Origin of the sequence: Micromonospora sp. NPDC023966 (assembly GCF_040639095.1) — a bacterium.
Classification (GTDB): domain Bacteria; phylum Actinomycetota; class Actinomycetes; order Mycobacteriales; family Micromonosporaceae; genus Micromonospora.
Map to the genome: position 1 here is coordinate 54998 of NZ_JBEZZJ010000026.1, position 23900 is coordinate 78897.

Here is a 23900-nt window from a genome sequence, read left to right on the forward strand (position 1 = left end):
AGCCCGCTCGGTGTGTGACAGCATCTGCCCCGTCCACGGACGCGGGGGAGGCATCGCCATGGACGACATCGCGCGCACGCCGTCGGTGGTGCGGTCCACAGTGGCCGGCACGGTCGCGGCAGTCGCCGTCGGGGCCTTCTTCGGGGTACGCGGGCTCGCCGTGGCCCGGCAGACCGGCTTCGCCGATCTGACCCAGGGCTTCCCGTTCGGGCCCTCGGCATTCACCGTCACGCTGGTCGCGCTGACCGGCGGCACGCTGCTCGCCGTCGTGCTGGCCGGCGTCACCGTGTTCGACCGGCTGCCCGGCTGGCCGGTCGTCGGTGTCGGCCTGGCGCTCGACTACCTGGCCGGCGAGTTCGCCCTCGACCACGGCATCGGGCTGGTGCCCCGCCAACCGCCCACCAGCGGGCAGGTGCTGACCGTGCTGGCCAGCGCCCTCGGGGCGGGCCTGGCGCTGAGTGGGGCGCTGCTGGCGCTGTCCCGGCCCGCCCGGTCGCTGCGCTGGCCGCTCGCCGCCGGGTTGGCCGCCGGCCTGGTGCTGCACTCCGCCGTCGAGGACCTGTTCCGCCTCGTGGCGGGGGAGGGCCACCCGGACGGCGACCGGGCCTGGCCGGCCCAGGTCGGGGTGACCGTGCTGATCGTGGTGGTCGCCGCGGTGCTCGCCCACCTCGACCGGCCCGGCGCGGGCGCGCCCCCCGGCCGGCCCCGGATCGGCCCGCTGGTGGCGACCGCTGTGGCGGCGCTCGTCACGCTGGGCGGTCTGGTGATCCGCTGGTGGGTGGTCGACGTGTTCCGGATCAGCCAGGACGGCCTGGTCGGGCCGCGCCGGGAGCAGTTCGTGGAATCCTTCGCCTACTTCTCGCCGGTGGCCGTCGCCACCGTGGCCGCGCTGGTTCTGCTCGGCTACGCGTACCGGACCGGCCGGGCGGTGGCCGCCCGCTGGGTGGTGCTCGGCTTCGCCGCGGGACCGCTCCTGCTCTTCGGGCTGCGGCTCACCTTCGTCGGCGACCGGGCGCAGGCCTACCTCGTCGTGCTGGTCGGCCTGGTGGCGGTCGCCGGGGGCGCGGCGCTGGCTCGCTTCACGCCGGGCCTGCTGCCCTGGGACGCGGCCGGCCTGCTGCTGGCCGCCCTGGCGATGCCGCTCGCCGCGCCGGTCGTCCGCGCCGAGCTGCCGGCCGCCGGGCAGGTGCCGTCGCTGCTCTCGGCGCTCGGGCTCGGCCTGGCCGTCGGCTTTGGCCTGGCGCTCGCCGCCACCGCCACCGATGCCGCCGCCGACGGCGTCACCGCCGCCACCCACAGTAACGCCGCACCGGCCGCAACCGTAGCGCCTGCCGGCGTGGCGTCCGATGGCGTGGAGGAGTCGGGGCGGGTGGCGGGGGTGCTGGCGCTCGGAATGGCCGCGCTGGTGCTGTCCGCCCTGGCGTTGGCCGCGCCGCTGCTCTGGGGCTGGGGCGCCACCCGGGGTGGCGGGCCACCACTGACCATCCCGGTGCTCACCGGGGTGGCCGCGCTGGTCCTGGTGCTGCTCTTCGGCTTCGGCCGGGCCGTCGACCGCATCCGCCGCGACCTGCGCGCCGAGGCTGCCCTGCTCACCGCCCACGCCCCGCTTCCGCCACCGACTGCCCCGGCTCCGGCTGGCGCGCAGCTCTCGTCCGGCCCGGATGCCGCAGCTCCGGCGCGGCCGAGCGCTGACGCTGCCGGTTTTCCCACACCGGGTTCGGATGCTGCCCGCCCGCCCGTCCCAGGTGCCGATGCCGCGGGTCAGGTCGCTCCGGGTTCGGGCGCCGCCGGGCCGTCCGCGCCGATTTCGGGCGCCGCGGGGCCGGCGGAGCGGGAAGACCGCCGCACCGACTGACGCCCTGAACCCGACCTGTCAGCGATAGCCGGCGGAACCCGTCGAGATCTTGGACGCAAGTTGCCCCTCCAGGGGCACTTTGCTTCCAAGATCGCCCCGGAGTGGCTCGATCTTGGAAAGTTGTCGTTCTTCTCGAACGGCAACTCTCCAAGGTCTCCGGGGCGTCCCGTCAGGCGGCAGTGCGGAGAGGGGCGCCCGGGCGAGGGCGCCGTCGAGACGGAGGCACGGCTACGACGGCGCGGGCCGCGAACGGCGCGGGCATCGGTCCGGGCGGACGCGGGGAGGGTCGAGGCATTGGCTCAGAGGCCCGGACGGTACGCGGTCGGGAGGTGGGTTGGTCAGATCAGGGAGTCGCGCCACTGGCGGTGCAGGGCGGCGTACCGGCCACCGGCGGCGGCCAGCTCGGCCGGTGGCCCGTCCTCCACGATCCGGCCGCCGTCGAGCACCAGCACCCGGTCGGCGATCTCCACGGTGGAGAGACGGTGCGCGATCACCAGCGCGGTGCGGTCCCGCAGGACGTTGCGCAGCGCCCGCTGCACCAGGCGCTCCGTCGGCACGTCCAGCGACGAGGTGGCCTCGTCGAGGATCAGCACCCGCGGGTCGGCCAGGAAGGCCCGGGCGAACGCGACCAGCTGCCGCTGCCCGGCGGAGAGCCGGCCGCCGCGCCGGTGCACGTCGGTGGCGTACCCGTCGGGGAGGGCGGCGATGAAGTCGTGCGCGCCGATGGCCCGGGCGGCGGCGGCCACGGCGGCGTCGTCGGCGTCCGGGCGGCCGAACCGGATGTTCTCGGCGACCGAGCCGCTGAACAGGTGGTTCTCCTGGGTGACCAGCACCACCGCCCGGCGCAGCTCGGCGTCGGCCAGGTGCCGCAGGTCCACCCCGTCGAGGCTGATGGTGCCGGCGGCCGGGTCGTGGAACCGGGCCAGCAGCTTGGCGATGGTGGACTTGCCGGCGCCGGTCGGCCCGATCAGCGCGACGGTCTGCCCGGCCGGCACGGCCAGCTCCAGCCCGGAGAGGATCGGCGCCTCGGGCCGGTAGCCGAAGTGCACCGAGCGGAACACCACCCTGCCCCGTCCCGGGCCGGCGGGCAGCGGCACCGGTCGCGCCGGTTCGGCCACCGCCGGCGGCTCGTCGAGCACCCCGGCCAGCTTCTCCAGCGCGGCGGTGGCCGACTGCAACGCGTTGTAGAACTGGCTCAGCTCCTCCATCGGCTCGAAGAACCGGCGCAGGTAGAGCAGGAACGCGGCGAGCACGCCCACCTCGGTCCGCCCGCCCAGCACCCGCCAGCCGCCGTAGCCGAGCACCGCCGCGGCGGTCAGGTTGCCGATCAGCCGGATGCCGGGAGAGTAGACGGCGATCAGCCGGAACGCGCGCAGGCTGGCCTGCCGGTAGTCGTCGTTCACCGCGGCGAAGATGTGCTGGTTGCGGGGCTCCCGCCGGTAGGCCTGCACCGCCCGGATCCCGCGCAGCGACTCGACGAAGTGCACGATGACCAGTGCCACCGCCTCCCGGGTCCGCCGGTAGGCCCCGGTGGAGGCGCGGGCGAACCAGCGGGACAGCCAGAACAGGAACGGGAACGCGAGCAGGGTGACCGCCGCCAGCGGCAGATCGAGCCAGAGCAGGATGCCCGCCACCGACAGCACCGACAGCGCGGCCATGACGAGCTTGTCGATCCCGCCGTCGACCAGCTCGGCGATCGAGTCCAGGTCGCTGGTCAGCCGGGACACCATCCGGCCGGAGGTGTAGCGCTCGTGGAAGCCGACGTCGAGGCGGAGGAAGTGCCCGTACACCCGGTTGCGGAGGTCGAGCAGGACGGCCTGGCCGATCCGGGCGGCGAGGGTGAGGAAGGCGCGTCGGGTCGCGTACTCGGTGCCGGTGGCGACGACGAACGCGGCGGCGACGGCGACCAGCGGGCCCGAGTCGCCGGCCCGCAGCGGCCCGATGCCCCGGTCGATGCCGAGCATCACCAGGTACGGGCCGGCCATCGCGGCGGCGTTCTGGGCCAGCAGCAGGGACACCGCGAGCCCGAGCCGGGCCCGGTGCGGGCGGAGCAGCTCGCGGAGCAGCGCCCGGCTGCGGTCGCGGAGCCGGGCCAACGCCTCGGGCGACGAGTCCTCGGCCCGGCTGCGGTCGGCGTCGGGGTCGGTGGCCCGCCCGCGCCATCGGGCCAGGTCGAGGTCGGGATCGCCGCGCGTTCGGGAGAGGTCGGGATCGTCGCGTTGTCGGGGTATCCGGGGTGGACCGGCGGCACCGGTCACGACCGCACCAGGCCGACGCCGTCCGCCCGCCGCTCCGGCTCCGGCTCCGGCTCCGGCTCCGGCTCCGCGGAGAGTACCGCCCGGTAGGCCGGCACCCCGGCCAACAGTTCGGAGTGGGAGCCCACGGCGACGATCCGCCCGCCGTCGAGCAGCGCCACCCGGTCGGCGAGTGCCACCGTGGAGGGCCGGTGCACCACCAGCAGGGCGGTGGTGTCGCGCAGCACGCGACGCAGGGCCGCCTCGACCAGCGCCTCGGTGTGCACGTCGAGCGCGGAGAGCGGGTCGTCGAGCACCAGCAGCGCGGGCCGGCCGAGCACCGCGCGCGCCAGCGCCAGCCGCTGCCGCTGCCCGCCGGAGAGGGAGAGCCCCTGTTCGCCGACCCGGGTGGCCAGCCCCCATGGCAGGTCGTACGCGAACTCCGCCTGGGCCAGCGCGAGCGCGGCCCGGACCTCCTCCTCGCCAGCCTCCGGCCGGCCCAGCGTCAGGTTCTCCCAGACCGACATGGAGAACAGGGTCGGCTCCTCGAAGGCCACCCCGACGAGCCGGCGCAGCGAGCCCAGCCGCAGCTCGCGCAGGTCGTGCCCGTCCAGGGTGATTCGCCCGCCGGTCACCTCGTGCAGCCGGGGGACCAACGACAGCAGCGTGCTCTTGCCGCAGCCGGTCGCCCCGACCAGGGCCAGCGTCTCGCCCGGCTCGACGGTCAGCTCCACCTCGCGCAGCACCGGGGCCGGGCTGCCGGGGTAGCGGAAGCTCACCCGTTCGAAGCGGAGCCGGCCGCGCACGTCGCTCCGGTCCAGCGCGCGGGCGTGCGGGGCGTCCACGATGGCCGGCCGGGTGTCCAGCACCTCCTGGATCCGGTCGGCGGCGGTCGCCGCCTCCTGCCCGTTCGCGATGATCCAGCCGAGCGACTGCACCGGCCAGATCAGCATGAGCTGGAGGCTGACGAAGGCGACCAGCTCGCCGATGGTGAGCCCGCCCCGGGCCACGGCGGCGGCGCCGGCCACCAGCACCACCCCGAGGGTCAGGTTGGGCACCAGGTCGAACAGGGCGGAGGTGCGGGCCAGCAACCGGGCCTTGCGGATCCCGGTGTCGTGCAGCCCGCGGGCGCCGGTGGCGAACCGGGCGGCCAGTTCCGGCCCCCGCCCGTACGCCCGCATGGTGCGCAGCCCCTGCGCGGTCTCCTCGACCAGCGTGGCCACGTCGCCCTGCTGGTCCTGCATCCGCCGGGACGCGGCGTGGTAGTGCCGGGCGAACCGGCGGCTGATCAGGAACAGCGGGACGGCGCTGGCCGCCACCAGCAGGCCGAGCCAGGGGTGCAGCCGGATCAGCAGCACCACCACGGCGGCGTAGGTGATCAGGTTGAGCACCAGGAAGAGCAGGCCGAAGGAGAGGAACCGGCGGATCACCGACAGGTCGCTGGTGATCCGGGAGAGCAGTTGGCCGGACTGCCACCGGTCGTGGAAGCCGGCCGGCAGGCGTTGCAGGTGGGCGTAGATGTCGGCCCGGATGGCCGCCTCCATGCCGACCGACGAGGAGGACTGGGTCCACCGCCGGATGAAGATCAGCACCGCCTCGGCCAGGCCGAGCAGCAGGGCGAGGGCGCCGAGCCGGAGCAGCCCGGCCGTGTCGTGCCGGGCCACCGGCCCGTCCACCACCCGCTGCACCACCAGGGGTACGGCCAGGCTCGCCGCCGTGGCGGCCACGGCGGCGAGCAGCAGCCAGGCGAACTCCGGCGCGTGCGGGCGGAGGTAGGGACGCAGTCGCCAGAGGTTGCGCAGCGGGCGGGGACGGGCGTCGTGACACGCCGCGGGGTTGCCGTCGCTCTGCGCAGGCACTACCCGACGGTAGCGGCAGGGGACGACAGTACGGGTGTCAGCTAGCCGTCACCCGTCCCTCATGCCCGAGAAGCCACTTCTTCACGTCCAGCCCCCAGCGGTAGCCGCCGAGCGTGCCGTCGGTGCGCAGCACCCGGTGGCAGGGCACGAAGAGCGCGGCGGCGTTGCGGGCGCAGGCCGCCGCGGCGGCGCGGACCGCGGCCGGTCGGCCGGCCAGCGCGGCGAAACCGGTGTAGGTCACCGGGTCGCCCGGCTTGACGTCGCGCAGCACCTGCCAGGCGTGCGCCATGAAGACGCCGCCGGTCTGCTGCTCGACCGGCACGGTGTCGATCGCGGCCAGGTCCCCGGCCAGGTAGGCGCGCACGGCGGCGGTCACCGGGCCGAGGTCGGCCCGGTCGCGCAGCGCGCCGCGCAGTCCGGGGTGGACCAGGGGCACGAGGGTCGCCGGGTCGGTGGTGAAGCCGGCCGCGCGTACCGCCCCGTCGGGTCCGGCGAGCACGCTCAGCGGGCCGGCGGGGGTGTCGATGACGGTGCTGTCCAGTGTGGTCATGCCGCTCTCCAGAGTCGGATCACCGCGTACGACCGCCAGGGGCGCCAGCGGTCCGCGTACGCGTTCAGGGTCTTCGGGTCGTCGGGCAGGCCGAGTGCGGCGGCGCCCCGGCGTACGCCCAGGTCGGTGGGGAGGAGGACATCCGGGTCGCCGAGCGCGCGCATGGCCACGTAGCCCGCGGTCCACGGTCCGACCCCGGGCAGCGCGACCAGCCGCCGCACCGCCTCCTCCCGGTCCCCGCCCGGCGCCAGGTCCAGTTCCCCGTCGGCGACGGCCCGCGCCACCGCGCGGATCGTCTCCCGGCGCGCCCCCGGCATCCGGAACGCCGCATCATCCGCCGAGAGCACCTCCTCCGGGCTCGGAAACGCCCGCAGCCCTCGCGGCCGATCCGGGGTGACGTCGCTGTCGACCTCGTCGACGGGCGGGGTGGTGGTGGCCGTCAGGAGGTGGGTGAGGGTGGTTCTGGCCGACTGGAGGGAGATCTGCTGGGTGGTGATGGCGCGGACGGCCATCTCGAAGCCGTCCACGGCGTGCGGGAGGCGGACGCCGGGTTCGGCGTCCACCGCCGGGGCCAGGGCCGGGTCCGCCGCCAGGGTGGCGTCGACCGCGACCGGGTCGGCGTCCAGGTCGAGCAGGCGGCGGCAGCGGGCCACCGCCGGGGCCAGGTCGCGCATGTCGGCCAGCCGCAGGGTGGCGGCCACGTGCCCGTCGGCCGGGGTCAGCGACACCGTGCCGGGTCCGTGCGGCAACCGCAACCCCCGGTGGTACGCCCCGTCGCGGACCTCCTCGACGCCGGGCAGCGCCCGCAGCGCCAGGAAGTCCAGCAGGGCCCCCGTGTGCAACGGCGGCCGGTACGCCAGCCGCAGCGTGATGGTGCCCGCCCCGCCGACCGCCCGCCGGCCGCCCCGGCTGACCCGCAGCTCCGAGGGGGTGGCCCCGTACACCTCGCGGACGGTGTCATTGAACTGCCGGACGCTGCCGAACCCGGCGGCGAAGGCCACCTCGGCCAAGCCGAGCCCGGTGGTCTCGATGAGGATCCGGGCGGTCTGCGCCCGCTGCGCCCGGGCCAGCGCCAGCGGCCCCGCGCCCAGTTCGGCGCGGAGCATCCGGTGCAGGTGCCGTTCGGTGTAGCCGAGTCGCGCCGCCAGCCCGGGTACGCCGTCCCGGTCGACCACCCCGTCGGCGATCAGCCGCATCGCCCGCCCGACCACGTCGGCCCGGACGTCCCACTGGGGTGAGCCCGGGGCGGCGTCGGGGCGGCAGCGGCGGCAGGCCCGCAGCCCGGCGCCCTGCGCGGCGGCGGCCGACGGGAAGAACCGGACGTTCTGCCGCTTCGGTGTCGTCGCCGGGCAGGACGGCCGGCAGTAGATCCCGGTCGACGTCACGCCGGTGTAGAACCAGCCGTCGAACCGCTGGTCGCGGCTGTCGACGGCCCGGTAGCACCGCTCGAAGTCGAGTTCCATGACACCGATCCTGCCTCGCAGGTCCGGCCTTCGGCTGGCGGGATTCGGACGCGGCCGTGCGGGCCCACCGCCGGCGCTCGAAACCGGACCCGGGCCGCCTTCGCGCGGCCGTCCGCGGCAGCGGCGCCAGCGGTGGGTGGAACGCCATGGAGGTCACCGGGGTCGGGACACCTCCATGACGTTCCACTCACCGGCAGCAGAGCCCCGGGTGCCGCCGGCGGGTCAGCGGCGGGGAGTGGGCGTCGGGCTGGGCCAGGGGACGGGCACGCCCGGGCCGCCCCCGGGGGAGGGGACCGCGGTGGGTTCGCCCGGCCGGCTCGGGCTCGGCACGGGCCGGCCCGGCCGGGCGGAGGGCGAGGCGGTGGGGACGGGTACGGGGACGGCCGTCGGGTCGCCGGCTGGGCTCGGCGCGGCGGTGGGCGGGCCGCTGGGGGCCGGGACCGCCGTGGGTTCGGCGGGGGACGGGGATCCCGTGGGGGTCGGGGGCGCCACCGGGGCGGCCGGGCGGGGAGCCTCCCCGCCCGCGGCCGCCATCGCGATCGGCGCGCCGATCAGCACGGCGGCCACCACGCCCGCCGCGCCGAGCGTCACCGTGGTCCGCCGGCGGTTCCGGAACCGGCGTTCCGCCGGGATCAACTGGTCCTGCACTCTGGGTGCCTCCTCGGCCAGGTCGGAGAGGGTGTCGCGGATGAGGTCCTCGAAGGGCGTGGTCATCGCCGTACCTCCAGGAGTTCGACGTCCGGCAGGAGTTGGCGCAACCGGGTCACCGCCCGGTGGGTCCGGCTGCGTACCGTGCCGACCGTGCAGCCCAGCGCCTCGGCGACCTGGGTCTCGGTGAGGTCCTCGTAGTAACGCAGGACCAGCACCGTCCGCTGGGCCGGCGGCAGCAGCCGCAGCGCCGCCCGCATCGCCAGGCGTACGTCGGTGCCGCCGCTCGGATCCGGCTGGACCGACTCGTCGGCCCCGGTGAGCGCCGTCTCCCGGCGTCGCCGCAGCCGCCGCCACCAGCTCACCTGCTCGCGGTACATGACCGTGCGCAGGTAGCCCTCGGGGTCGGCGTGCCGCAGCGTCCGCCACCGCGGAATGGTCCTGGCCAGCGCCGACTGGAACAGGTCCTCGGCCGCGTGCCGGTCGCCGGTGAGCAGGTACGCCACCCGCATCAGCGCCGGCGTGCGGCTGGTCACGAACTCGGCCAGCCGGGCCCGGTCGTCCTCGTCCACCCACCCTCCCGCTCGTTGTCGTCACAGATACAGACGCCCCAGCTCAGCCCAGCTATCCCTGGCGCGGCAACGGATTCCGCCCCGGGAAAGTGTCGGTAGTGGTCGGTACGGTCCCGCCACCAACTCAAGAAAAGGTGCGGGGCATGGCGAGCGTGGCCGGGCGGGGTGTCCGCTGATGCGAACGGGGCGGACACGGCTGGACGGTGCGGTGGTGCAGAGCTTCTACGACCGGATGCGGGTGGTGGCGCCGGCCGCGTACGGGGCGATCGAACGGGACCGGGCCGACGACCCGGGGCGCGCCTTCCCCGACACCGCGTGCGGCCGGCTGGTCGGCTCGCTCGACGCGGCCGGGTTGCGCGCGCTCGGCATGTGGGCACACCACTGGTGCATGCGCTTCTACGACGACGACACCCGGGTCGGCCTGCGGCTGGTCCGGGAGCTCGCCGGCCGGACGGGGCTGGGCTGGACGGTCGACGAGGTGCGCTGGCTCCTCGACCAGTCGTACGCGGCCGCGCCGTCCGCCGCGCACCGGTTCACCCTGCCGTTCGCCGCGGCGGCGGAACTGCCCCCCGGCGCGCTGCCCGAGGGCGTGGCCGCCGACGCCCCGGCCGGGGAGTGGCGCCGGTTGCGCGCCGGCTGACCGGGCCGTCGACCGGGCGCGGCCCTTCCCGGAAGCTGGCCGAGCACCATGGCGGCGACCGCCACCGCGAAGCCGGCGAGCTGGGTGGGGCTGAGCGACTGCCCGAGCACCAGCCAGCCGAGGGTCGCGGCGGTCAGCGGGCTGAGCGCGCCGAGCACCGACACGCGGGTGACCGGCAGCCGGGCCGCGCCCCGGAACCAGAGCGCGTACGCCAGCGCGGTGCCGACCAGCCCGAGCCACGCGTACCCGAGCAGGGCCGGTGCGGCCGGCGCGGGCGGCGCGCCCTCCACGGCGGCGGCGACCGGCACGATCAGCAGGCCACCGGCGACGAGCTGCCAGCTGGTCGCGGCGAGGGTGCCCACCCCGGCCGGCCGGCCCCAGCGGCGGGTGAGCACCAGCCCGGCCGCCATGGACGCGGTGCCGGCCAGGCCGGCGGCGACGCCGAGCGGGTCGAGGCCGGCGCCCGGCCGCAGCACCACCAGGGCGACCCCGGCCGGGGCGGCGATCGCGGCGAGCAGCGCCGGCCGGCCGGGCCGGTCCCGGAGCAGGACGACGGTGAGCGCGGCGACCAGCAGCGGCTGGGCGGCCCCGAGCACGGCCGCCGTTCCGCCGGGCAGCCGGTACGCGGCGACGAAGAGCAGGGGGAAGAACGCCCCGATGTTGAGCGCGCCGAGCACGGCGGCCCGCCCCCACCAGACGCCGTGCGGGCGCCGGCGGGTCAGGGCGAGCAGCAGCAGGCCGGCCGGCAGGGCGCGGATCGCGCCGGACCAGAGCGGCCGGTCGGCGGGCAGCAGCTCGGCGGTGACCAGGTAGGTGGTGCCCCAGGTGGTCGGGGCGGCGGCGGTGAGCGCGACGTCGGTCCAACGGCGGGCCATGGCGACCCTCCTTCCCTCGATGCCAAGTAGCTTAGCACTAAGCTAATCAGTGCCGAGTGAAAGTGGAACTCCGAGGTGCGGCACAATCGACAGCCGTGGCAACGGATGACGTGGACGTGATCGTCGAGCAGTGGCGCCGGGAGCGGACCGGCATGCGACCCGAGCCGATGGCCGTCTTCGGCCGCATCTACCGGATTGCCCGGCTGGTCGGCGACCGCCAGGAGAAGGTGTACGCCCGCTGGGGCATCGGCCGGGGCGAGTTCGACGTGCTCGCCGCGCTGCGCCGGTCCGGCGCGCCGTACACCCTGGCGCCGAAGGCGCTCGCGGCCTCGCTGATGCTCACCTCCGGCGGCATGACCGGTCGGCTCGACCGGCTGGAGCGGGCCGGGCTGGTCCGGCGCGCCCCCGACCCGGCCGACCGGCGGGCGCTGCGGGTCAGCCTCACCGCCGCCGGCCGCCGCGTGGCCGAGGAGTCGGCCGAGGCCGGGCTGGAGGTGCAGCGGCGGATCCTCGACGCGCTGCCCCCCGCCGACCGGGACCGGCTGGCCGACCTGCTGCGCGCCCTGCTGGCCGCGGCCGAGGCCGAGCCGGCGGATGAGGCAGGATGATCTCCATCGTCACCGACCGGAAGGACGGCCATGCCCGCCAGTGAACCGACCATCGTCGCCACCAGCATGGGCTTCTTCAGCCGGCGCCGCGGCCCCTGGGACGCCCGGCCGAGCCAGCTCTTCGACCTGATGGCCGAGCTGGCGGAGGCCGGCGACGCGCCCAGGGTCTGCTACCTCAACCAGGCCGTCGGCGACCAGCCCACCTCGTTCACCGTGTTCTACGGCGCGTTCGCCGGCACCCGGTTCCGCCCCTCCCACCTGGCGCTCTACCCGATGCCGAACGTCGAGGACATCCGCGCCCACCTGCTCGCCCAGGACATCATCTGGGTCGGCGGCGGCAGCGTGGCCAACCTCTGCGCGGTGTGGCGGGTGCACGGCCTGCCGGACATCCTGCACGAGTGCTGGCAGGCCGGCGTGGTGCTCGGCGGGGTCTCCGCCGGGTCGATCTGCTGGCACGTCGGCGGCGCCACCGACAGCTACGGCCCGACCCTGCGCCCCTTCACCGACGGGCTGCGCTGGCTCCCGTACGGCAACGGCGTGCACTACGACAGCGAGGACCAGCGCCGACCGCTCATGCACCGGCTCGTCGGCGACGGCACGCTGCCGACCAGCCACTGCACCGACGACGGCGTCGGGCTGATCTACCGGGGCACCCGGCTGGCCGAGGCGGTCGCCGACCGGGAGGGCGTGGCCGCGTACGAGCTGACCCGCGCCGAGGACGGCACCGTGCGGGAGACCCGGATCGAGCCCCGGCTGCTGCCCGCCGGAGCGGCCTGACCACGGCGGTCGGAGACCTACCTGCCCGGTGTCGGCGGCGAGGCGCGTAAGCTGGCTCGTCGTGAGTCTCACCATCGGCATCGTCGGCCTGCCCAACGTGGGCAAGAGCACCCTGTTCAACGCGCTGACCAAGAACGACGTGCTCGCCGCGAACTACCCGTTCGCCACCATCGAGCCGAACGTCGGCGTGGTCGGGCTCCCCGACGAGCGGCTGGCCAAGCTCGCGGAGATCTTCTCCTCGCAGAAGGTGCTCCCGGCGCCGGTCTCGTTCGTCGACATCGCGGGCCTGGTCCGGGGCGCCTCCAAGGGGCAGGGCCGGGGCAACGCGTTCCTGGCCAACATCCGCGACGCCTCGGCGATCTGCCAGGTGGTGCGGGCCTTCTCCGACCCGAACGTGGTGCACGTCGACGGCAAGGTCTCCCCGGCTGACGACATCGAGACGATCAACACCGAGCTGATCCTGGCCGACATCCAGACCCTGGAGAAGGCGCTGCCCCGGCTGGAGAAGGAGGCCAAGCTCCGCAAGGACCGGGCCGCCGCGGTCGAGGCCGCCAAGAAGGCCGTCGAGGTCCTCGACGGCGGCACCACCCTGTACGCGGGCGCCGCCGCCGCCAAGGTCGAGCTGGAGCACCTGCGCGAGCTGCACCTGCTCACCACGAAGCCGTTCCTCTACGTCTTCAACGTCGACGAGGCCGAGCTGGGCAACGCCGAGTTCCTCGACGAGCTGCGCGGCCTGGTCGCCCCGGCCGAGGCGGTCTTCATGGACGCCAAGATCGAGTCCGAGCTGGTGGACCTGCCCGAGGAGGAGGCCCGCGAGCTGCTGGAGTCGATCGGGCAGTCCGAGCCGGGGCTGGACCAGCTGGTCCGGGTCGGCTTCCGCACGCTCGGGCTTCAGACGTACCTGACGGCCGGCCCCAAGGAGGCGCGGGCCTGGACCGTCCCGGTCGGCGCGACCGCGCCGGAGGCCGCCGGGGTCATCCACAGCGACTTCCAGCGCGGCTTCATCAAGGCCGAGGTGGTCTCCTACGCCGACCTGGTCGAGGCCGGATCGATGGCGGCGGCGAAGGCCGCCGGCAAGGTCCGGATCGAGGGCAAGGATTACGTCATGCAGGACGGCGACGTGGTGGAGTTCCGCTTCAACGTCTGAGGGGGACCGTTCGGGCGTGATGATTTCGTACGCGATTGGCTGTCGCTGTTACCCCGAGTCACTGCTCAGCCGGACGGAGCCGGTGGCGATCTTGGCTGCCGATCAGCGGCAGAAGGGGCTGTGTACAGTGACCCCTGTCAGCGATGAGGGGAGGTGAGCCCGGTGAACACCCAATGTCACGTCTGGGCGCTCCACCCGGCCATCCCTGTCCGCTGACTTCGCGTCGGGGAGCGCCCTCCTAACCGGAGGAACAATGACCTTCTCCCCGTTCCGTATCGACGTATCCGACGAGGTACTCGACGACCTGCGGGCTCGCCTGGCCCGTACCCGCTTCACGGACCGCAGCGGCGATCAGCCGTGGCAGGCCGGCGCGGACCCCGACTACCTGCGCCACCTGGTGTCCTACTGGGCGGACGGGTTCGACTGGCGAGCTCGCGAGGCCGAACTCAACGCGTTGCCGCACTACCAGGCCCAGATTGGCGGCCGACGCCTGCACTTCCTTCGCGTACCCGGGGCGCGTCCGGCCGGCGCGCCCGCGCCGCTGCCACTGACCCTGAGTCATGGCTGGCCCAGCAGCTTCGTCGAGATGCTGCCGCTGGTCGACCGTCTGACCAACCCCGCTCGCCACGGGGGCGACCCCGCCGACGCGTTCGACGTGGTGGTGCCCTCGCTGCCCGGCTTCCTGTACTCGGAGCTGCCGAAGGGTCCGCTCACCCGCGCTGCGATGGCGCAGACGCTGCACCTGTTGATGACCGACGTCCTCGGCTACCAGCGCTACGGCGCCTTCGGTGGGGATGTCGGCGGCGTGGTCACCGGTTGGCTGGGCGCCCTGTATCCCGAACAGGTGGTCGGCATTCACATGATCCACCCACCGTTCCCGGCCAGCTTCGACTCCCACCCGTTGTCGCCCGCCGAGCAGGCTTTTCTCGATGCCGAGACGGCGTACGACCAGACCGATGGCGGCTACAGCGCCATCATGGGCACCCGGCCGGACACCATCGCCGCGGCGCTGGTGGACTCGCCGGCCGGACTGGCCGCCTGGCTCGTCGACAAGTACCGGGACTGGAGTGACAACCACGGGGACCTGGAGAGCCGGTTCGACCGGGACGCCCTGCTGACGATCATCACCCTGTACTGGGCGAGCGGCGCGATCGGCTCCTCGTTCCGGCAGTACTTCGACTTCCACCACAACAGTCCGCGACCCGACATCACGGTGCCAGCCGCGTTCACGGTGAGCGCCGAACCGTCGATGGCCGACTTCCCGCGCGAGATCGCCGAACGCGCCTGCACCGACATCCGGCACTGGAGCGAACCCGGTAGGGGCGGCCACTTCATGCCGCTCGAGGAACCGGACCTGCTCGCCGGCGAACTGAGGCAGTTCTTCACGTCGCTCCGCCCGTACTGATCAGCAAGGGAGCCGGGTCGCAGCGGCCCGGCTCCCGCTGTCGGGTTCCGCCTGGCAAGAGCGGACAAGTTGGTCAGGGCATTCCGCTGATTCGTCGTTTGTAGGCGGACGGAGTCTCCCCGCAGTGCCTGGCGAACGATCGAGCGAATGCTCCGACGTCAGTGGAGCCATCCCGCAGCTCATCGCCTCTGAATGCGTAGGTCGGCCGGCCGCCCTCGTGGCCTGGGGTCAGGGTGCCTTTCGTGGCCTAGCGATAGCCCAGTAGCGCCATGGCGGCGCGATTGTCGGGACGCGACCAGAAGAACTGGTGAAGATCGTCCGACAGCTCGTCGCGATGGGTGCCCGCCTGTCCTCGTCGGAAAAACCCCGGGTCGATCGCGTGCAACTCCTCGAACGACGGGATGCCCACGTCGGCGCGAGGCTTGATCCCGGGCAACCGTAGTTCCGCCATTACCCGCTCGACGGACGGCCGCGGCTCGCGTACGAGGTCTTCGTATCTGAGCACGACCCGGTGGGGTGCTGGTGGCAGCAGCCAGCTGAGCACGTTCTGCCCCCAGCTCCCGGTCCCGACGGTGTCCTTCCGGTTGATCATTGCTCTCAGCTCGGTCTCGAACTCGCGGCCTTCCCCTTCACTGTTGAGCCGAGCCCAGGAGACCAGCGAGTCTCTGCCGTCGCGGACGAGGCAGATGGCTCGGTCCGACTCGTCGACGTCGTCATCGCGCTGCCTGTGCGTCTTGACGAAGTGCACCTGCTCGGCAGTCCGCATCGCGCGGATTGCCGCAGGCCTTTCCTCGAATCCGACCAGGGCCGCGCCCAGGCGTGTGGCGACGCCGTCGACGTCGTACACGACGGACGTTCGTACACCGTAGAGACGGTGCAGCAGGATGCGGAGGAACGTATTTCCGGAGCGTGGAAACGAGGACACCCAGACGATCATGGGCCCCACCCTAGGCGCGCTGCGGGCGGCACAAGCCGGTGCCCGGCCATCACCTGGGGCAGCGGCACGGTGCGGCGCGAGCGGGGCGTGACGCCGTCGGCTGGGGGTGTGGGAAGCCGTGGCGCGGTGTGCATGCCCGGTAGAGGCCTCGCCGATGAGTGCTGTCGGGCGAGCTAGCCGCTTGCCGCGTTGTGCTTCGCGATCAGGTTCGGGAGTTCGTCCAGCGAATCGATGCGGAACAGGCACTGCTCGGACACGCCTCGCATGTCGAGGATGTGACCCCACGGACCGCGTCGGATCAGGCAGGTCTTCATGCCGGCCTCGTTGGCCGGGCGTACGTCGTTGTCGGGCCGATCGCCGACGTACAGGATCGAAGAGGCGTCGCCACCGCCCTCGCGAATGACCCGCTCAAGAAAGGCCGGTGACGGCTTCGCCACGCCCCAACCGTCCGACGTGCCGATCACGTCCACGGAGAGGTCGAGAGCGCGGAGGATCGTCTCGGCATGAGCTGGCTGGTTGCCGGCCAGGCCCACGAACAGGCCCTGATCCTTCAAGGAGGTCAGGCACGGTCGCGCGTCGGGGTAGAGATCCTCTTCGCCGAACGTCTCCGGCTTGTCCGCAGCTGCTCGGCGCTCGCGCTCGGCCGCGAGATCGAAATCGCGCCGGAAGACCCGGAACGTCTCCCGATAGTCCAGACCCCCGGCGATCACCGCCCCGAAGACCGCCGAAAACGTATGCCGTGGAACGCCGATCCAGTCCGCCCAGGTCTCGAACTCGCGGGACTCGTCGAGAATCGTCCCGCCGACATCGAAGAAGACCGCGTCGATCACTTGCGTTCCTCCGTCATCGTCGCGCTGCCAGTGGATCATAGCCGGGGATCGTCGGGACCTGGACCGTGAAGGAGGCTGGGGTCAGTGCCCTCTCACGCAGAATTCGTTGCCGTCGGGATCGGCCAGCACAACGGTGCCGTCCTCACCGATTTCCAGCGGGGTGGCTCCGAGGGCGACCAGCCGGTCGACCTGCGCCTGCTGATCGCCCTCCGCCGTGAGGTCGAAGTGCTGCCGATTCCTCGCCTCTTTCGGGCCCACGGGCGGCCCTCCCCACGCGACCTTCGTGCCGCCCTGCGGCGACTGGATCGCGGTTTCCTGATTCTGGTCCCAGACCAGCGGCCAGCCCAGCGCCTCGCTCCAGAAGATGCCGACCTCCCGGGTGCCGTCGCAGGCGAGTTCCCCGAGCAGGCCGCACCCGGCGAGGAAGGCGTTGCCCGGTTCGATCACGCAGAACTCGTTGCCCTCGGGGTCGGCCAGGACGATGTGCCCCTCCTCCGGGCGCTGCCCGACGTCGAGGTGGCTGGCGCCGAGCTTCAGCGCCGTCGCCACCGTGTGCTGCTGGTCGGCGAGGCTGGCACTGGTCAGGTGAAGGTGCATGCGGTTCGGCCCCACCTTCGCCGTATGGCTCGGGGCGAACCGGAGGCCCAGCTGGCCGCCCTCGCCGGGCAGGAGCGCACCGCCGGCATCCTCGACGACTTCCCTGCCCAGCAGGTCGGCCCAGAACTGCGCCAGACGAGCCGCGTTCTGCGCATCGAAGGTCACCGTCAGCAGTTGCGAGAGCATGACCGCACAGTAGACATCGGCCCGCAGGGCAACAAGGCATTAAGCGAGGTGGGACGTGTCTACGCGCGGCGCGACCAGGACGCGCTGGAGGCCCGCGGGGCATAGCCTGCGCGTGCCGTCGCGCCCCCGCCGACGGTCCCACACAGGCCGTAGCGCGGACCCGCCGGCTCAGGCCGATCCGTTGACGAGCTTGCGGAGCGCGGCGACGGCGGCGCGGTCGCTGACCTTGGCGTAGATCTTCTTGTCCGGGCCGGCCAGGACGATGTACGGGCACGCCTGGTCGTCGCCGGTCATGGCCTTGTCGAGCAGCTTCCGGCCGGTCGACACCTCGTAGACCCGGAGGCGCCAGCCCGCCCGCAGCAACGTCAACGTCAGCGGCTTCGGGTCGTCGTACTTGCAGCGGCGGATCGTCGTGCCGGTGCTGACCCGGTCCAGGCAGGCGACCATCCGCACCTTGGTGGGTTCCTCCGGCGCCCAGGTCTGCTCCACCTTCTTCGACAGGCCCTGGGAGAAGTAGTAGGTGCCGTCCTGGTAGCGCAGGCCCGAGCCGTCATCGAGGAGCAGCACCATCGGGTGCGGCGCCTTGCCGGCCCGTTTCGGCGACTGCGGGTAGTAGACGTCGTCGTCGCACACCCGGTTCAGGTCGGAGATCTCCTCCGCCGGGTACGCGCTGGCCTGCGGCCCCTGTTGCACCGGCTCTTCGCTGACGTCGGGCGCGGCCGTCGCGGCGGGGCTGGGGTCGGTCGCGACGGGCAGGGGTGCCTCCCGCACCGGTCCGGATGCGGTGTTCGTCGCGGAGCGCAGCAGGAGCACCCCGCCGGTAAGGCCGAGGCAGCCCACCAGCAGCACCACGCCCACGATCACGGCGGCGACGACGAGGGTGCGGTTGCGCGGGCCGGGTGGCGGCGACCAGCCCGCCGGCGGCTGCGACCCGAACGGCGCCACCATCGGCGGCGGCGCGGACGGCTGTTCCGCCGCGGGCGGCGGGTACGGCGGCGAGCCGTAGCCCGGCGGCGACTGCCCGAGTGGATGATGCGCGGAAGGATCGGCTGGTCCGGTGCCCGGCACCGGGTCCATCGCCGGTCCTGCGCCAGATTCGGCCCCCGTGCCGGTCATGCGCAGTTCCTCTTTCGGTCGCGGCGAAGCGCGAATGTACCAGGACTCTCACCCCGGGTGGGGGCGCGCGCACAGCGCCTAGAGCGTGATCCAGTAACGCCGGGCGCGGCCCAGTTCGGTGTCCCGGACGTCCTCGAGGACGCCACCCTGGCGCTCGATGGTCCGCGCCGAGGCGACGTTCCCGTCCGCGCAGGTCACCAGCACCCGGTCCAGGCCGAGCCCGCGTGCCTCGTCGAGCATCCGGCCCAGGGCCCAGGTGGCCAGGCCCCGACGCCGGGCCGACGGCCGGATGCCGTATCCGATGTGGCCGCCGACCCGCAGGAGGAAATCGTCCAGGTCGTGCCGCAGCGCGATCCCGCCGAGCACCCGGTCATCCTCGACGATCCACCGGTACGTGCACGGCACCTCGCCCGGATCCGGTGTCCGCTCGTCGGCCAACCGGGCCACCCAGGTCGCGAAGCCGGTGGGGGAGACCACCTCGTCGGCGGGGCGCAGGCCGAAACCGTCCTCGTGTTGGCCGGGACCCCACTCGGCGTGCGCCGCCAGCCAGGCGGCGTGCAGCCGGACGGTGGGCGCGATCAGCTCGGGCACCCGGCGACGATAGCGCCGGCCCGTTTGCGACCACTGCTCGGCCCTGTCACGCCAGCTTCACCACGCCGCGGCCCGACCGCCGGCCGGCCGGCCGGCCGTCACCCCGCGCGCAGGGCGTCGTCCACTCCGGTCTCCCGGCGGCCCAGGTGCACGGGATCGCGACGGGAGAACACGTCCACCGCGGCCTTCACGCAGGCGCCGTACTCCCGGGTGGCGCTGATCCGCCACCGGTCCGCGTACCGGCGGGCGGTGTCGTCGCCCACGCCGTTGGCCGCCACGCCGAGGTGCCGGCAGACCGCCACGGCGCGGGGCAGGTGGAAGGACTGGGTCACCACGGTCGCTCGCTCCACACCGAAGATGCGCCGGGCCCGCGCGCAGGAGTCGTAGGTGTCGAAGCCGGCGTGGTCCAGCACCACCTTCTCCGCCGGCACGCCCCGGTCGACCAGCCAGCGCCGCATCGCGTCGGGCTCGTCGTAGTCGTAGTTCATGTGGTCGCCGGAGACCAGGATGACCCGGACCTTGCCCGCGGCGAAGAGCCGCTGCGCGATCTCCAGCCGGGCGGTGAGGAACGGCGACGGGGCGCCATCGGCCTCCACCTTGGTGCCCAGGACCAGGGCGACCGGGGCCTCCGGCACGTCGGCCTCGGTGAACAGGTGTCCCTCGGCGCCGCCGCGGACCCACACCACGCTGGCCCCGGTGCCGGCGGCCAGCAGCGCCGCGCCCGCGACGACCACCACCAGGGCACGGCGGATCCAGCGTACGGTCGGTCTGCGGCTGGTGCACCATCCCTTGACGCGCGTGAATCGCCCCCGCATGCGGGCGATTCTGTCAGGCGGCGGCGAGCACCGGATTCCCAGGAGCAGGAGGAGGACGACATGGGGGAGCGGCATCCCGCGCTCGCGCGGCTCGACGTGCTCGTCGGGCGGTGGACCGTGCAGCCGGAGGTCGAGGGTCTCGGCGCCGGCTGGACGGAGTTCACCTGGGTGGAGGAGGGCAGGTTCCTCCGCCAGTTCAGCGACGCGGAGCCGGTGCCGGAGACGGCGCCGCGGGCGTGGCGCGAGAACAACCCGCTTCCCACCACCCAGCTCATCGGCCTAGACGACGCGGAGGAGGAGTTCACCGTGCTCTACACCGACGCCCGCGGCGTGCACCGGGTCTACCGGATGACGTTCGCCGACGGCGTCTGGCGGATGTGGCGGGAGGCGCCCGGCTTCCACCAGCGGTTCACCGGGGACCTGCGCGAGGACGGCGCCGCGATCGACGGCCGCTGGGAACGGTCCGCCGACGGCGCCGACTGGGCGCTCGACTTCAAGCTGGCGTACCGGCGCTGACCGCCGTCCTCGCTGCCCGGGTCATTGCGCCGCGCGGGCCAGCACGATCAGCTCTCCGTCGTCGCTCGCGCCGGCCAGCTCCCCGGCCCAGCCGCCGAGCACCCGGTCGACGGTGAAACCGGCCGCGGCGAGAGCCGCTCGCAGGTCCGCCTCGGTGCGGAAGCGCAGTGTGCCGGGGGTGTGCACCTCCGTGCCGTCGGGCAGCAGGTAGTGGTGCAGGAAGCTGACCAGGCCGTCGCGCACCGCGGTCAGTTCCGTCCACGCGTCCACCACGGCGCCGTCAGGCAGGGCGAGCCGGCGGCGGGAGTCCGCGGGGTTCCAGCGCTCCCAGCGCCGCGCGGCCGGGTCGCGGGAGTCGAACGCCAGCCGCCCGCCGTCGACCAGGGCCCGGCGCAGGTGGTGGAGGGTGTCCGCCCACGCTTCGTCGTCCCGGATCTCCTGCGCCACGTGGCTGGTCAGCACGGCCACGTCGTACGCCGAGTCGGGCAGGTCGGCGGCGGTGCCCGGGATCCAGGTGACCCGGTCGCCGCCGGGCCTGGCCCGGGCCGCGGCGAGCGACCCCGGCTCCGGGTCGACGCCGGTGACCCGGTGGCCGGCGGCGGCCAGGGCCAGGGTGAGCCGCCCGGTGCCGCAGCCGAGGTCGAGGACCCGGGCCGGCGCCGCCCCGACGAAGTGGAGGAAGAAGTCGTCGTCGCGCCCCCACGCGTTCTCCGCGTCGTAGAGCGCCGCAGTCAGGTGTACCGGCACGGTCAGGAGATGTGGTGGAGGATGACGTTGTGCACGTGGTGGGCCTTCTGCGCGCCCCGGAACTCCACCTCGTAGGTGTGCGTGCCGACGTGGACGGCGATCGCCCCGGTGGAGAAGAACGACCCGCCCCATGACTTGTTGCTGACCACGCTCACGCTGGTGATCTTCGCGTACGGGATGCTGGTGATGGCGTGCCGCTTACCGACGAAGGAGCGGTCCTGGATGATGACCCGGCGGTCGGTCAGGCCGATGAACCCGGTGCCCGTGCCGATCGCGTCGTAGACGGCGATGATCTGCTCGCCGGGCAGGAGCCCGCTCTGGATCTGCTGGAACTGCTCCCTGCGGTCGTACGTCGGATCGGCCATGTCCCCAACGGTAGGCGGGGCGCGCCAGCGGCTGAGGGGCCGGCGAACGGCGGCAGCCCCGTCCAGCTGGACGGGGCTGCCGGAGAAGCGGGTCAGTGGTCGACGCGCGGGTCGTGGTCGCGGCTGCGGCTGCCGGCCTTGGCCAGGCCGCGGCTGATCAGGTAACCGACGGTCAGCAGGGTGATGTACCACCAGGCCTTGTCGGCGGCGAAGTAGTCGCCACCGTTGTCCGCAGCGCCGTCGCCGACGGCGTTCGAGGCGATCAGGACGCCGATCACAGAGAGCAGGTAGACCGCCAGTTCCGTGGTCTTCCACGCCGGCTTGGTCTCCTCGCCGTGCCGGTGCAGGTGCCGGACGTCGCGGTCGACGTGCGCCGTGTCGGACTTACTACCCCGACGGATTTACTTGCTAACCGGAAACTTTCAGCAAACTGTCAAGAAGCCGCTCAGGAGGCGGTGACCGCCCGGACCGCGTCCTCGATGCGAGCGGCAAGCAGGACCTCACCCTCGGTGAGCGGCTCGCCGTCGCCGTGGCCCACCTTGATGTGGGTGCGGTCGGCCCGGCGGCTGATCTCCGGGCGTAGGCGCAGCGCGTCGGCGACCACCGCGACCCGCTCGGTGAGCGCGGCGTGCTGGGTGTCGTCGAGGACGAGCGTGCGCCGGATCTGTTCGCCCTCCCGGGTCCATCCGGACAGCAGGGCGAGCGCGTCGCTGAGGTAGTCGTGCTTCGCCCGGCCGTTGAACAGCACGCGCATCACCGCACCTCCCAGGCGTCGTTGCCGGCTTGTGGCCAAATCGTCGCCATCCCGTGTCCCAGTCGACGCCCTCTAGTCTGTCGTCGCACAGATGGTGTGTCCACGCCCACACTTCCGTGTTCTGCTGGCCTGACGGTCGACTCAGCTACCCAAACCGCCGATTGATCTGGCACGCTGGACGGCCGTGCAGACCGAACGGGTTAGCGGGAACGGGCAGGACCGACGGGAGCCGAGGGTGGTCGTCGGGGCGGCGATCATCGAGGACGGCAGGGTCCTGGCCTGCGAGCGCTCCACGCCACCGGAGGTGGCCGGTCGCTGGGAGTTCCCCGGCGGCAAGGTGGAGCCGGGGGAGACCGAGACAGACGCGCTGATCCGCGAGTGCGCCGAGGAACTCGGCGTCCACGTGGAGATCGGCACGCGGCTCGGCCGCGACGTGCGGATGGCCCACGGCCGTTCCGTCCTCCGGGTGTATCTGGCCCGCCTGCTCCATGGTGACCGGCCGAAGGCCCTGGAGCACTCCGACCTGCGCTGGCTCTCCGCCGCCGAACTCGACACCGTTCCCTGGCTGCCGGCCGACGTGCCGATCGTCGCCGCCCTGCGCCCGCTGCTCAGCGAGGCCTGAACAGCGGAAGCGGACGCGGGGGCGGAAACGGGACGGGGGCCGGCGGCATCTGCCGCGGCCCCCGTCGTCGTTGTCGTCGTGCTGCTCAGTGCTTCGGCTCGTCCTGCTGCGGGTGGGCGAAGTTCAGGTGCTCCGGCGGCAGCGGGAAGGTCACGTCGTCACCGAACGGCGACGGCGCGGCGGCCCGGTCGAAGGTCAGTTCGGTCAGCGGCAGCTTGCCGTTGACGTCGACCGCGGGGGCGGTCGGATGCGGCACCTCGCGGTGCCAGTTGACGCCCTGCTGCGCCTGCCGCTCGGCCCCCGTGTCGTGCGAGCCGCCGGCGTGCGAATGCACCCCGCCGTGGGCGGCGCTGGCGGTCACGGCACCGCTCGAATGCCCGCTGGTCACGCTGGTCTGAGGCACCTGACCCCTCCGGAAGATCTTGCTACCAAGCCACACGAGGGGATCGTACCTGCGGTCGACGACCCGCTCCTTCATGGGGATGATCCCGTTGTCGGTGATCTTGATGTGCTCGGGGCAGACCTCGGTGCAGCACTTGGTGATGTTGCAGAAGCCCAGGCCCATCTCGGACTGCGCGTACTCCTTGCGGTCGGTCTTCGCGTCGAGCGGGTGCATGTCCAGCTCGGCGGCCCGGATGAAGAACCGGGGACCGGAGAACGCCTGCTTGTTCTCCTCGTGGTCGCGGATCACGTGGCAGACGTTCTGGCAGAGGAAGCACTCGATGCACTTGCGGAACTCCTGCGAGCGCTCGACGTCCACCTGCTGCATCCGGTAGTCGCCCGGGGCCACGTCGGCCGGCGGCGCGAACGCCGGGGTCTCCCGCGCCTTCTCGTAGTTGAACGAGACATCGGTGACCAGGTCCCGGATGACCGGGAAGGTGCGCAGCGGGGTGACCGTGACGGTCTCCCCCTCCTCGAACGTCGACATCCGGGTCATGCAGCTCAGCCGGGGCTTGCCGTTGATCTCCATGGAGCAGGAGCCGCACTTGCCGGCCTTGCAGTTCCACCGGCACGCCAGGTCCGGCGCGTCGGTGGCCTGGAGCCGGTGGATCACGTCGAGGACGACCTCGCCCTCGTTCACCTCGACGGTGTAGTCCCGCAGCTCGCCGCCGTTCTCGTCGCCCCGCCAGATGCGGAAGGGTCGCTTCGCGCCCGGCTTGCCGGTCGCCTGGTTCGGATCAGTGCCCATTC

At 73.3% G+C, this 23900-nt stretch carries 25 protein-coding genes and 1 pseudogene; 8 read left to right on the forward strand and 18 right to left on the reverse strand.

Going from position 1 to position 23900, the window contains the following annotated elements; translation table 11 throughout:
- Positions 1-58: 58 nt before the first annotated feature.
- Positions 59-1855, forward strand: a complete 1797-nt coding sequence (locus tag AB0F68_RS26115) for a hypothetical protein (RefSeq protein ID WP_357342871.1) — start codon at positions 59-61, stop codon at positions 1853-1855.
- 338 nt (positions 1856-2193) lie between these two features.
- Here the strand turns inward: AB0F68_RS26115 and AB0F68_RS26120 are convergent, their stop codons facing one another.
- From AB0F68_RS26120 to AB0F68_RS26145, 6 genes are all read right to left on the reverse strand, one after another.
- Positions 2194-4026, reverse strand: coding sequence for an ABC transporter ATP-binding protein (locus AB0F68_RS26120; protein ID WP_357342928.1), 1833 nt, complete (start codon positions 4024-4026; stop codon positions 2194-2196).
- A gap of 83 nt (positions 4027-4109) precedes the next feature.
- Positions 4110-5948, reverse strand: a complete 1839-nt coding sequence (locus AB0F68_RS26125; protein ID WP_357342873.1) for an ABC transporter ATP-binding protein — start codon at positions 5946-5948, stop codon at positions 4110-4112.
- 37 nt (positions 5949-5985) lie between these two features.
- A complete protein-coding gene (locus AB0F68_RS26130; protein ID WP_357342875.1) occupies positions 5986-6498 on the reverse strand; it encodes a methylated-DNA--[protein]-cysteine S-methyltransferase in 513 nt (170 codons plus the stop codon).
- Positions 6495-7961 carry an AlkA N-terminal domain-containing protein gene (locus tag AB0F68_RS26135; RefSeq protein ID WP_357342877.1) on the reverse strand — a complete coding sequence of 489 codons (1467 nt, stop codon included), beginning with the start codon at positions 7959-7961 and terminating at the stop codon, positions 6495-6497. The genes AB0F68_RS26130 and AB0F68_RS26135 overlap by 4 nt, the downstream gene beginning before the upstream one ends.
- A 222-nt stretch (positions 7962-8183) precedes the next feature.
- Entirely contained in the window at positions 8184-8675 is a 492-nt protein-coding gene (locus AB0F68_RS26140; protein ID WP_357342879.1) for a hypothetical protein, read from the reverse strand.
- Positions 8672-9181 (reverse strand): SigE family RNA polymerase sigma factor, encoded by a 510-nt coding sequence (locus AB0F68_RS26145; protein WP_357342881.1) that lies wholly within the window; start codon positions 9179-9181, stop codon positions 8672-8674. Before AB0F68_RS26145 ends, AB0F68_RS26140 begins: the two co-directional genes overlap by 4 nt.
- A 175-nt stretch (positions 9182-9356) precedes the next feature.
- Between AB0F68_RS26145 and AB0F68_RS26150 the strand changes: the two genes are divergently transcribed.
- A complete protein-coding gene (locus AB0F68_RS26150) occupies positions 9357-9821 on the forward strand; it encodes a hypothetical protein (protein WP_357342883.1) in 465 nt (154 codons plus the stop codon).
- A gap of 53 nt (positions 9822-9874) precedes the next feature.
- On the opposite strand, the pseudogene AB0F68_RS26155 reads toward AB0F68_RS26150, so the two are convergent.
- A pseudogene (locus tag AB0F68_RS26155) lies at positions 9875-10696 on the reverse strand (EamA family transporter); the annotation flags it as partial.
- A 95-nt stretch (positions 10697-10791) separates the two neighbouring features.
- Between AB0F68_RS26155 and AB0F68_RS26160 the strand changes: the two are divergent.
- The 4 genes from AB0F68_RS26160 (at position 10792) to AB0F68_RS26175 (ending at position 14633) form a co-directional block, all read left to right on the forward strand.
- A complete protein-coding gene (locus tag AB0F68_RS26160; RefSeq protein ID WP_357342885.1) occupies positions 10792-11304 on the forward strand; it encodes a MarR family transcriptional regulator in 513 nt (170 codons plus the stop codon).
- A 30-nt stretch (positions 11305-11334) separates the two neighbouring features.
- On the forward strand, positions 11335-12081 hold the full coding sequence (locus AB0F68_RS26165) for a peptidase E (RefSeq protein ID WP_357342887.1): 747 nt from the start codon (positions 11335-11337) through the stop codon (positions 12079-12081).
- A gap of 61 nt (positions 12082-12142) precedes the next feature.
- Complete coding sequence (gene ychF / locus AB0F68_RS26170; protein ID WP_357342889.1) at positions 12143-13228, forward strand: redox-regulated ATPase YchF; 1086 nt, start codon at positions 12143-12145, stop codon at positions 13226-13228.
- A 253-nt stretch (positions 13229-13481) separates the two neighbouring features.
- A complete protein-coding gene (locus AB0F68_RS26175; RefSeq protein ID WP_357342891.1) occupies positions 13482-14633 on the forward strand; it encodes an epoxide hydrolase family protein in 1152 nt (383 codons plus the stop codon).
- Between the two features lie 247 nt (positions 14634-14880).
- Here the strand turns inward: AB0F68_RS26175 and AB0F68_RS26180 are convergent, their stop codons facing one another.
- The 6 genes from AB0F68_RS26180 to AB0F68_RS26205 form a co-directional block, all read right to left on the reverse strand.
- Complete coding sequence (locus tag AB0F68_RS26180; RefSeq protein ID WP_357342893.1) at positions 14881-15570, reverse strand: sulfotransferase domain-containing protein; 690 nt, start codon at positions 15568-15570, stop codon at positions 14881-14883.
- 173 nt (positions 15571-15743) lie between these two features.
- On the reverse strand, positions 15744-16400 hold the full coding sequence (locus AB0F68_RS26185) for an HAD family hydrolase (RefSeq protein ID WP_357342930.1): 657 nt from the start codon (positions 16398-16400) through the stop codon (positions 15744-15746).
- 81 nt (positions 16401-16481) lie between these two features.
- Complete coding sequence (locus tag AB0F68_RS26190; RefSeq protein WP_357342895.1) at positions 16482-17183, reverse strand: VOC family protein; 702 nt, start codon at positions 17181-17183, stop codon at positions 16482-16484.
- 168 nt (positions 17184-17351) lie between these two features.
- Complete coding sequence (locus tag AB0F68_RS26195) at positions 17352-18299, reverse strand: hypothetical protein (protein WP_357342897.1); 948 nt, start codon at positions 18297-18299, stop codon at positions 17352-17354.
- A gap of 78 nt (positions 18300-18377) precedes the next feature.
- A complete protein-coding gene (locus AB0F68_RS26200) occupies positions 18378-18890 on the reverse strand; it encodes a GNAT family N-acetyltransferase (RefSeq protein WP_357342899.1) in 513 nt (170 codons plus the stop codon).
- Between the two features lie 98 nt (positions 18891-18988).
- On the reverse strand, positions 18989-19705 hold the full coding sequence (locus AB0F68_RS26205) for an ElyC/SanA/YdcF family protein (RefSeq protein WP_357342901.1): 717 nt from the start codon (positions 19703-19705) through the stop codon (positions 18989-18991).
- A 60-nt stretch (positions 19706-19765) separates the two neighbouring features.
- On the opposite strand from AB0F68_RS26205, the gene AB0F68_RS26210 reads away from it, so the two are divergent.
- A complete protein-coding gene (locus AB0F68_RS26210) occupies positions 19766-20221 on the forward strand; it encodes a hypothetical protein (RefSeq protein ID WP_357342903.1) in 456 nt (151 codons plus the stop codon).
- Positions 20222-20242: 21 nt separating this feature from the next.
- Here AB0F68_RS26210 and AB0F68_RS26215 read toward each other — a convergent pair whose 3' ends face one another.
- From AB0F68_RS26215 to AB0F68_RS26230, 4 genes are all read right to left on the reverse strand, one after another.
- A complete protein-coding gene (locus AB0F68_RS26215) occupies positions 20243-20968 on the reverse strand; it encodes a class I SAM-dependent methyltransferase (RefSeq protein ID WP_357342905.1) in 726 nt (241 codons plus the stop codon).
- A gap of 2 nt (positions 20969-20970) precedes the next feature.
- Positions 20971-21333 (reverse strand): PH domain-containing protein, encoded by a 363-nt coding sequence (locus AB0F68_RS26220; RefSeq protein ID WP_357275802.1) that lies wholly within the window; start codon positions 21331-21333, stop codon positions 20971-20973.
- Between the two features lie 92 nt (positions 21334-21425).
- Positions 21426-21611: a hypothetical protein gene (locus tag AB0F68_RS26225; RefSeq protein ID WP_357342906.1), complete on the reverse strand. Its 186-nt coding sequence runs from the start codon at positions 21609-21611 to the stop codon at positions 21426-21428.
- Positions 21612-21778: 167 nt separating this feature from the next.
- Positions 21779-22087 (reverse strand): 4a-hydroxytetrahydrobiopterin dehydratase, encoded by a 309-nt coding sequence (locus AB0F68_RS26230; RefSeq protein ID WP_189195554.1) that lies wholly within the window; start codon positions 22085-22087, stop codon positions 21779-21781.
- 184 nt (positions 22088-22271) lie between these two features.
- Between AB0F68_RS26230 and AB0F68_RS26235 the strand changes: the two genes are divergently transcribed.
- Complete coding sequence (locus AB0F68_RS26235; protein WP_357342908.1) at positions 22272-22709, forward strand: (deoxy)nucleoside triphosphate pyrophosphohydrolase; 438 nt, start codon at positions 22272-22274, stop codon at positions 22707-22709.
- Between the two features lie 85 nt (positions 22710-22794).
- On the opposite strand, the gene AB0F68_RS26240 is transcribed toward AB0F68_RS26235, so the two are convergent.
- Positions 22795-23898, reverse strand: a complete 1104-nt coding sequence (locus AB0F68_RS26240; protein WP_357342910.1) for a succinate dehydrogenase/fumarate reductase iron-sulfur subunit — start codon at positions 23896-23898, stop codon at positions 22795-22797.
- Positions 23899-23900 lie beyond the last annotated feature (2 nt).

What these genes read in the sequence shown, in the direction of transcription:
- AB0F68_RS26115 (WP_357342871.1), top strand. Translation starts at nt 59, where the DNA reads ATGGACGACATCGCGCGCACGCCGTCGGTGGTGCGGTCCACAGTGGCC.
- AB0F68_RS26130 (WP_357342875.1), bottom strand. Translation starts at nt 6,498, where the DNA reads ATGACCACACTGGACAGCACCGTCATCGACACCCCCGCCGGCCCGCTG.
- AB0F68_RS26135 (WP_357342877.1), bottom strand. Translation starts at nt 7,961, where the DNA reads ATGGAACTCGACTTCGAGCGGTGCTACCGGGCCGTCGACAGCCGCGAC.
- AB0F68_RS26140 (WP_357342879.1), bottom strand. Translation starts at nt 8,675, where the DNA reads ATGACCACGCCCTTCGAGGACCTCATCCGCGACACCCTCTCCGACCTG.
- AB0F68_RS26150 (WP_357342883.1), top strand. Translation starts at nt 9,357, where the DNA reads ATGCGAACGGGGCGGACACGGCTGGACGGTGCGGTGGTGCAGAGCTTC.
- AB0F68_RS26165 (WP_357342887.1), top strand. Translation starts at nt 11,335, where the DNA reads ATGCCCGCCAGTGAACCGACCATCGTCGCCACCAGCATGGGCTTCTTC.
- AB0F68_RS26175 (WP_357342891.1), top strand. Translation starts at nt 13,482, where the DNA reads ATGACCTTCTCCCCGTTCCGTATCGACGTATCCGACGAGGTACTCGAC.
- AB0F68_RS26180 (WP_357342893.1), bottom strand. Translation starts at nt 15,570, where the DNA reads ATGATCGTCTGGGTGTCCTCGTTTCCACGCTCCGGAAATACGTTCCTC.
- AB0F68_RS26190 (WP_357342895.1), bottom strand. Translation starts at nt 17,183, where the DNA reads ATGCTCTCGCAACTGCTGACGGTGACCTTCGATGCGCAGAACGCGGCT.
- AB0F68_RS26195 (WP_357342897.1), bottom strand. Translation starts at nt 18,299, where the DNA reads ATGACCGGCACGGGGGCCGAATCTGGCGCAGGACCGGCGATGGACCCG.
- AB0F68_RS26205 (WP_357342901.1), bottom strand. Translation starts at nt 19,705, where the DNA reads ATGCGGGGGCGATTCACGCGCGTCAAGGGATGGTGCACCAGCCGCAGA.
- AB0F68_RS26210 (WP_357342903.1), top strand. Translation starts at nt 19,766, where the DNA reads ATGGGGGAGCGGCATCCCGCGCTCGCGCGGCTCGACGTGCTCGTCGGG.
- AB0F68_RS26220 (WP_357275802.1), bottom strand. Translation starts at nt 21,333, where the DNA reads ATGGCCGATCCGACGTACGACCGCAGGGAGCAGTTCCAGCAGATCCAG.
- AB0F68_RS26230 (WP_189195554.1), bottom strand. Translation starts at nt 22,087, where the DNA reads ATGCGCGTGCTGTTCAACGGCCGGGCGAAGCACGACTACCTCAGCGAC.
- AB0F68_RS26240 (WP_357342910.1), bottom strand. Translation starts at nt 23,898, where the DNA reads ATGGGCACTGATCCGAACCAGGCGACCGGCAAGCCGGGCGCGAAGCGA.